Here is a 7,664-nt window from a genome sequence, read left to right on the forward strand (position 1 = left end):
AAATTGTCGCGCATTATAGCTAATATGGCGTGTATGTCATAAAGTTGAAGGCTTATTTTCATTTGTGGGAGTGTGCAGTGGCGACGTTATCCAGGCTTTTTATTCATCCGGTGAAATCCATGCGCGGCATCGGCGTCTCTCACGCGCTGGCCGACATGAGCGGATTCGCCTTCGATCGTATTTTTATGGTCACCGAGCCTGACGGCACGTTCATTACCGCACGTCAGTTCCCGCAGATGGTTCGCTTTACCCCTTCCCCGTTTCATGACGGTTTGCACCTTACCGCGCCGGACGGTTCCAGCGCGGTCATTCGCTTTGCTGATTTTGCGCCTGTCGATGCGCCAACGGAAGTGTGGGGCAATCATTTTACCGCGCGCATCGCCCCGGATGAGATTAACCGCTGGCTGAGCGGTTTCTTCTCCCGCGACGTGCAACTGCGCTGGGTAGGTCCTGAACCGACGCGTCGCGTGAAGCGACATGACGCCGTTCCCCTCTCCTTCGCCGATGGTTTTCCGTTCCTGCTGACTAACGAAGCCTCGCTGCGTGATTTACAAGGCCGCTGCAAAGCCAGCGTTCAGATGGAACAGTTCCGTCCGAACCTGGTGGTCACGGGCGCCGACGCCTGGGAAGAAGACACCTGGAAAGTGATCCGCATCGGCAGCGTCATCTTTGATGTCGTAAAACCCTGCAGCCGCTGCATTTTCACCACGGTGAGCCCCGAAAAAGGGCTGAAGCACCCTTCTGGTGAACCGCTGAAGACGCTGCAGTCGTTCCGCACCGCGCAGGACAACGGCGATGTGGATTTCGGCCAGAACCTGATCCCGCGCTCCAGCGGCGCGATCCGCGTCGGCGATGAGGTCGAAATTCTTGCCCGTGGGCCTGCAAGGGTGTACGGCTCGGGTCAGGAAGAAGAAATGGTCGACGTTGTGACGAATGTCGCCTCTGCGGTAGATATTCACTGGCAGGGCAACGTCATCCGTGGCAACAACCAGCAGGTATTACTTGAGCAACTGGAGCAGGCAGGAAATTCGCGTACCCTATTCCTGTCGCGCAGGCATTTGCGGATGCTGTCGCATCAAGCTGGTGGATGGAGAGGTCAGTGCGCTGAAAAAATCGGCAATTGGAAATGACGGCACAATTCTGTGCTGTAGCTGCATACCGAAAACGTCCGTACAACTGGAAGCTTAAACCGCCTGTTCGAGGCTGAAGGCATCCACGCGCAGCTGTGGCTTCAGCCGGTCATTCATCACTTTAATGGCATCGCCAAGCTGCATCGTCCGCCCGGCAATGGTTACGCCGGGCTGCGCCAGCAGGCAGAGCGCAGCATTTTCGCCTGGCTCAACCACCAGCAGGCTCACCTCTTCTGCGGTATCGCTCAGATTGACGCTCGCCGCATCGCCCGTTGCCGGGGTCCAGCTCATACCATGCGCAAGAAAATGCCAGCTCTTTGGCATTTGCGGTTTCAGGAAGCGGATAGCCACCAGCGCATTTAATACCAGCTCGGCACGCTGCTCTTTAGAGAGCACCAGATCGCGACATTTTTCTTCAAAGGAGAAATAAAGCGCCGCATCGTCAACGCAAAAGCCCGACGGGGAAAATGCATCCGGGGTTAACATTCGGCGGGCAAAACGAGAACGAAACAACATGCCATTGGCTAAATCGAGCATCATTCGGTCATGCTCGTCGCAAAAATACCAGCGCCAGTTATCGTCAGGTTTAATTCGCATGTGTCTCTCCCGTCCCCAAACGTCCTGTACTAAAAATGTCCTGTTTGCCGCCTCGTTTATAACACCATTAATAAAAGACTATAATGACTAAATAAGCAACAGTGACGGAATATAAAACAACCAGGGCTGGAAATAAAGCCCTGGTTGTCTGATTAAGAGAAAAGATTAGAGATGAGTAACGATTTCTTTAATCAGCGGCGGTCCTTTAAAAATAAAGCCGGAATAAATTTGCACCAGTGACGCACCCGCCGCCATCTTCTCGCGCGCAGCAATCACCGAGTCAATACCGCCGACGCCAATAATCGGCAGACGTCCTTTTAATTCCGCAGACAGGGCGCGAATAATTTCGGTGCTTTTTAATTGCACCGGACGTCCACTTAAGCCACCCGCTTCGTCACAGTTTTTCATTCCCTGCACAAGGGAACGATCGAGGGTAGTATTGGTCGCAATAACACCATCAATATTATGGCGAACCAAACTGTCGGCAACCTGGATCAATTCTTCGGGAGAAAGATCCGGGGCGATCTTAACCGCGACCGGAACATATTTATGGTGGATCGACTGAAGTTCATTTTGTTTATTTTTAATGGCACTCAGAAGATCGTCCAGCGCTTCGCCATATTGTAAAGAGCGCAGACCCGGGGTATTGGGTGAAGAAATATTCACCGCAATATAACCGGCATAGGCGTAGACTTTTTCCATACAAATCAGATAGTCATCTTTACCCTGCTCTACCGGCGTGTCTTTATTTTTGCCGATATTGATGCCTAATATCCCGTCAAAATGGGCTTTTTTTACGTTCTCAACCAGGTGATCAACACCGAGGTTATTAAAGCCCATGCGGTTGATCAGCCCTTCGGCTTCAACCAGGCGGAACAGGCGCGGCTTGTCATTTCCCGGCTGCGGGCGCGGCGTGACGGTACCGATTTCAATGGAGCCAAAGCCCATCGCGCCCAGGGCATCAATGCACTCGCCATTTTTGTCCAGACCGGCCGCCAGACCCAGCGGATTTTTAAAGGTCAGACCCATGCACTGCACAGGTTTTACCGGCACATTCTGACGCACCAGCGCGGCCAGCGGCGTTCCGGTAATACGACGTAATTGCTGGAATGTAAATTCATGAGCGCGCTCAGGGTCGAGCTGGAAAAGGGCTTTACGAACGAAGGGGTAGTACATGAACTCTCCTGGATTCCCGGTGTGCAAACCGGGAGGGGATTATGGGCGATCCACGCGCGAAAGGGAATTGACCTGCGGCAAAAAATCAGCGCAAAACGCAATCGTTTACCTCCCAGTTTATTTCTTATGCACTTTTTCGCATTTTAATTGCAGATAAATCATTTAGTGGAATAACCGCGCGGTGTCACACTCCTGAAAATTGTTATGAATGTTAGATAAAAGCAAACAATTGGTTATAAGGAGGAAGTATGCGCGTCATTACCCTGGCCGGAAGTCCACGATTCCCTTCGCGCTCCAGCGCCCTGCTGGAATATGCCCGCGAAAAACTCAATGCCCTGGATGTGGAAGTGTGCCACTGGAACCTGCATAACTTCGAACCTGAAGATCTGCTCTACGCCCGCTTCGACAGCCCAGCGCTAAAAACGCTCATCGAGCAGCTTAACGGCGCTGACGGCTTAATTGTGGCAACGCCTATTTATAAAGCCTCTTTTTCCGGGGCGCTGAAAACCCTGCTCGATCTGCTTCCGGAACGCGCCCTGGACGGCAAAGTTGTGCTGCCGCTGGCAACGGGCGGTACGGTTGCCCATTTACTGGCCGTGGATTATGCCCTGAAGCCGGTGCTGAACGCGCTGAAAGCGCAGGAGATCCTCCACGGCGTTTTCGCCGATGACTCCCAGGTTATCGATTATCAACATAAACCTCATTTTACGCCGAACCTGCAAACCCGCCTCGACAACGCCCTGGAAACCTTCTGGCATGCCCTGCACCGCCGGGATATCCAGGCGCCGGCGTTTGGTCAGCCTCAAGGAGTCGCACATGTTTAAAACCTTAACCCGCATCGGACTGGCCGGTCTGATGGCGCTTACCTCGCTGGCCCATGCCGCAGAAACGGCTCCGGAAAGCTTGCGTATCGGCTATCAGAAAGGCAGCGTCAGCATGGTGCTGGCGAAAAGCCACCAGCTGCTGGAAAAACGCTTCCCGGACACCAAATTCTCCTGGGTGGAGTTCCCGGCTGGCCCGCAGATGCTGGAAGCCCTGAACGTCGGCAGTATCGATCTCGGCAGCACGGGTGATATTCCGCCGATATTCGCCCAGGCGGCGGGAGCGGACCTCGTCTATGTGGGCGTTGAGCCACCCAAACCGAAGGCCGAAGTGATTCTGGTGCCTGAAAACAGCGACATTAAAAGCGTCGCCGACCTCAAAGGGCATAAAGTGGCTTTCCAGAAAGGTTCCAGCTCACACAACCTGCTGCTGCGTGCACTGCAAGAAGCCGGGCTCAAGTTCACTGACATTCAGCCCGTTTACCTGACGCCTGCCGACGCCCGCGCCGCGTTCCAGCAGAAGAACGTTGATGCCTGGGCCATCTGGGATCCGTACTACTCCGCCGCATTGCTGCAGGGCGGCGTTCGCGTGCTGAAAGACGGTACCACGCTGAAGCAGACCGGTTCGTTCTATCTGGCCGCGCGTCCTTATGCGGAAAAGAACGGCGCATTTATTCAGGGCGTACTGGATACCTTTACCCAGGCCGATGCGTTGACCCAGACCCAGCGTCAGGAGAGCATTGCCCTGCTGGCGAAAACCATGGGCTTACCTGAGCCGGTGATCGCGAGCTATCTCAACCACCGTCCGCCGACCACCATTACGCCCGTGGACGCGCACGTCGCCGCGCTTCAGCAACAAACGGCTGATCTTTTCTATCAAAACCACCTGGTGCCAAAACAGGTCACTATTCGCGAACGCATCTGGCAGCCCGCAGGCAAAGAAGGAGCTAAATCATGAGTCTGAATCTTTTCTGGTTTTTACCTACCCACGGTGATGGACACTATCTTGGTACAGAAGAGGGCTCACGCCCGGTTGACCACGGCTACCTGCAGCAGATTGCGCAGGCGGCGGACCGAATCGGTTTCACCGGGGTGCTGATCCCGACCGGACGTTCATGTGAAGATGCCTGGCTGGTGGCCGCGTCGATGATCCCGGTCACCCAGCGTCTGAAGTTCCTGGTTGCGTTACGCCCGAGCGTAGTCTCCCCCACCGTGGCGGCGCGTCAGGCGGCAACGCTGGACAGGCTGTCCAACGGTCGCGCCCTGTTTAACCTGGTGACGGGTAGCGATCCGCAGGAGCTGGCGGGCGATGGGGTGTTCCTCGACCATACCGAGCGCTATGAAGCCTCCGCCGAGTTCACCCGCGTCTGGCGACGTCTGCTGGAAGGGGAAACCGTCACCTTTGAAGGCAAGCATATTCACGTTCGTGACGCGAAACTCTATTTCCCGCCGGTGCAGCAGCCGCGCCCGCCGCTCTATTTTGGCGGCTCGTCGGATGTGGCCCAGGATCTGGCAGCAGAGCAGGTCGATCTCTATCTGACCTGGGGCGAACCGCCTGAGCTGGTGAAAGAAAAAATTGCCCAGGTACGAGCTAAGGCGGCCGCCCATGGCCGCAAGGTGCGCTTCGGCATTCGCCTGCACGTGATTGTGCGCGAGACCAATGAAGAAGCCTGGCAGGCGGCGGACCGCCTGATTTCCCACCTGGACGATGAGACCATTGCCAGGGCGCAGGCCGCGTTTGCTAACACCGACTCCGTCGGACAGCACCGAATGGCGTCCCTGCACAACGGCAAACGCGAGAACCTTGAGATCAGCCCGAACCTGTGGGCGGGCGTCGGCCTGGTGCGCGGCGGTGCGGGCACGGCGCTGGTCGGTGACGGACCGACCGTAGCTGCACGTATCAACGAATACGCTGAGCTGGGCATCGACAGCTTCATTCTCTCCGGTTATCCGCACCTGGAAGAGGCCTACAAGGTAGGCGAACTGTTATTCCCACACCTGGATGTCGCCATCCCGGAAATTCCGCAGCCGCAGCAACTCCAGCTTCAGGGCGAAGCCGTGGCGAACGAATTTATTCCACGAAAAGCCGCGCAGAGCTAAGGAGTGACCATGTCTGCCACCTCACAAAAATGGCTGCTGCGCGCCGCGCCGTGGTTTTTACCCGTCGGCATTGTGGCTCTCTGGCAGCTCGCGTCGTCCACCGGCTGGCTGTCGAGCCGCATTCTGCCCTCTCCGGAGGGCGTCGTAGAAGCGTTCTGGTCGCTGAGCGTCAGCGGTGAGCTGTGGCAGCATCTGGCGATCAGCTCCTGGCGCGCCGTGATTGGGTTTTCCATCGGCGGCAGCATCGGTCTGGTTCTGGGCTTGATTAGCGGCCTTTCCCGCTGGGGCGAGCGGCTGCTGGATACCTCCATTCAGATGCTGCGCAACGTGCCGCATCTGGCGCTGATCCCGCTGGTTATCCTGTGGTTTGGTATTGATGAGAGCGCCAAGATCTTCCTCGTGGCGCTGGGCACATTGTTCCCGATCTACATCAACACCTGGCACGGCATCCGCAACATCGATCGCGGTCTGGTGGAGATGGCGCGCAGCTACGGCTTAACGGGTTTTTCTCTCTTTATACACGTGATCCTGCCGGGCGCCCTGCCCTCCATTATGGTCGGGGTGCGTTTTGCGCTCGGCCTGATGTGGCTGACGCTGATTGTGGCGGAGACCATTTCGGCCAACTCAGGCATTGGCTACCTGGCGATGAACGCCCGTGAATTCCTGCAAACGGACGTGGTGGTGGTTGCCATCATTCTGTATGCCCTGCTCGGCAAACTCGCCGACGTTAGCGCCCAGTGGCTGGAGCGCAGCTGGCTGCGCTGGAACCCGGCCTACACCCTTCAGGAGGCGAAAGCATGAATACGGCACGACTGAACCAGGGAACACCGTTACTGCTGAACGGCGTGACCAAACGCTACGGCGAAAACACCATTCTTAACGGGCTGGATCTGCATATTCCCGCCGGACAATTTGTGGCCGTTGTTGGTCGCAGCGGCGGCGGCAAGAGTACCCTGCTACGCCTTCTGGCCGGACTGGAAGCCCCCAACGGCGGTGACATTCTGGCAGGAACGACGCCGCTTTCGAATATTCAGGACGATACCCGCATGATGTTTCAGGATGCACGCCTGCTGCCGTGGAAAACGGTTATCGACAACGTCGGGCTCGGTCTTAAGGGCAGCTGGCGGGATGAAGCCCGACAGGCGCTGGCCGCCGTTGGGCTGGAAAATCGTGCGGACGAATGGCCTGCAGCCCTCTCGGGTGGGCAGAAGCAGCGCGTGGCGCTGGCGCGGGCGTTGATTCACCGTCCGGGCCTGCTGTTGCTTGATGAACCGCTGGGCGCGCTCGACGCCCTGACGCGGATCGAAATGCAGGATTTGATAGGATCCCTGTGGCAGGCGCACGGCTTTACGGTACTGCTGGTGACGCATGACGTGAGCGAGGCCGTCGCGATGGCCGACCGGGTGCTGTTAATAGAGGACGGGAAAATCGGTCTGGACCTGACGGTGGATCTTCCGCGGCCTCGTCGCGTGGGCTCGGCAAGACTGGCGGAGCTGGAAGCTGAGGTATTGGATCGGGTGATGAAGCGCGGGGGGACGGAGTTAGAGCGAGTTAAGGCTAATGCCTGATGCCCTCACCCCGGCCCTCTCCCACTGTACGGTCCGGGGACATAGTGAACACTTGTTCGGGGACATGGTAGACACTTACAACTAAGGCATAAGAACCCGTTTATGGAGTCGCTTATGCCCTGGGATGCGAGAGATACCATGTCATTACGTACTGAGTTTGTTTTGTTCGCCTCGCAGGACGGGGCGAACATCCGTTACCTCTGCCGTCACTACGGCATTTCACCTGCCACCGGCTACAAGTGGCTTCAGCGCTGGGCTCAGGAAGGCCCGTC

At 56.9% G+C, this 7,664-nt stretch carries 8 protein-coding genes and 1 pseudogene; 7 read left to right on the forward strand and 2 right to left on the reverse strand.

What is annotated here, in order from left to right; translation table 11 throughout:
• The first annotated feature begins 77 nt into the window (after window positions 1–77).
• Window positions 78–1,188 (forward strand): annotated as a pseudogene (locus LA04_RS19585) (YcbX family protein).
• On the opposite strand, the gene zapC reads toward LA04_RS19585, so the two are convergent.
• Together zapC and pyrD are read right to left on the reverse strand one after the other, a co-directional pair.
• Complete coding sequence (gene zapC, locus LA04_RS19590) at window positions 1,185–1,727, reverse strand: cell division protein ZapC (RefSeq protein ID WP_047652845.1); 543 nt, start codon at window positions 1,725–1,727, stop codon at window positions 1,185–1,187. The pseudogene LA04_RS19585 and the gene zapC sit on opposite strands and share 4 nt — an antisense overlap.
• Before the next feature lie 165 nt (window positions 1,728–1,892).
• Window positions 1,893–2,903 carry a quinone-dependent dihydroorotate dehydrogenase gene (pyrD, locus tag LA04_RS19595; protein ID WP_047652846.1) on the reverse strand — a complete coding sequence of 337 codons (1,011 nt, stop codon included), beginning with the start codon at window positions 2,901–2,903 and terminating at the stop codon, window positions 1,893–1,895.
• Between the two features lie 248 nt (window positions 2,904–3,151).
• Here pyrD and ssuE point away from each other — a divergent pair, with 248 nt between their 5' ends.
• The 6 genes from ssuE to LA04_RS23890 all read left to right on the forward strand — a co-directional run.
• A complete protein-coding gene (gene ssuE, locus LA04_RS19600) occupies window positions 3,152–3,727 on the forward strand; it encodes an NADPH-dependent FMN reductase (protein ID WP_008499940.1) in 576 nt (191 codons plus the stop codon).
• Window positions 3,720–4,682, forward strand: a complete 963-nt coding sequence (locus LA04_RS19605) for a sulfonate ABC transporter substrate-binding protein (protein WP_032638812.1) — start codon at window positions 3,720–3,722, stop codon at window positions 4,680–4,682. The genes ssuE and LA04_RS19605 overlap by 8 nt, the downstream gene beginning before the upstream one ends.
• Window positions 4,679–5,824, forward strand: coding sequence for an FMNH2-dependent alkanesulfonate monooxygenase (gene ssuD, locus LA04_RS19610; RefSeq protein WP_047652847.1), 1,146 nt, complete (start codon window positions 4,679–4,681; stop codon window positions 5,822–5,824). Before LA04_RS19605 ends, ssuD begins: the two co-directional genes overlap by 4 nt.
• 9 nt (window positions 5,825–5,833) lie before the next feature.
• The gene (gene ssuC / locus LA04_RS19615) at window positions 5,834–6,625 is read left to right on the forward strand and encodes an aliphatic sulfonate ABC transporter permease SsuC (RefSeq protein ID WP_032658177.1); all 792 of its coding nucleotides are present in this window, start codon (window positions 5,834–5,836) and stop codon (window positions 6,623–6,625) included.
• Window positions 6,622–7,392 (forward strand): aliphatic sulfonates ABC transporter ATP-binding protein, encoded by a 771-nt coding sequence (ssuB, locus tag LA04_RS19620; RefSeq protein WP_047652848.1) that lies wholly within the window; start codon window positions 6,622–6,624, stop codon window positions 7,390–7,392. The genes ssuC and ssuB overlap by 4 nt, the downstream gene beginning before the upstream one ends.
• A gap of 114 nt (window positions 7,393–7,506) precedes the next feature.
• Window positions 7,507–7,664: helix-turn-helix domain-containing protein (locus LA04_RS23890; RefSeq protein ID WP_442854765.1), on the forward strand; the 158-nt coding region annotated here is incomplete at its 3' end.

The organism is Enterobacter sp. UCD-UG_FMILLET (genome assembly GCF_000762975.1).
GTDB classification, from domain to species: domain Bacteria; phylum Pseudomonadota; class Gammaproteobacteria; order Enterobacterales; family Enterobacteriaceae; genus Enterobacter; species Enterobacter dykesii.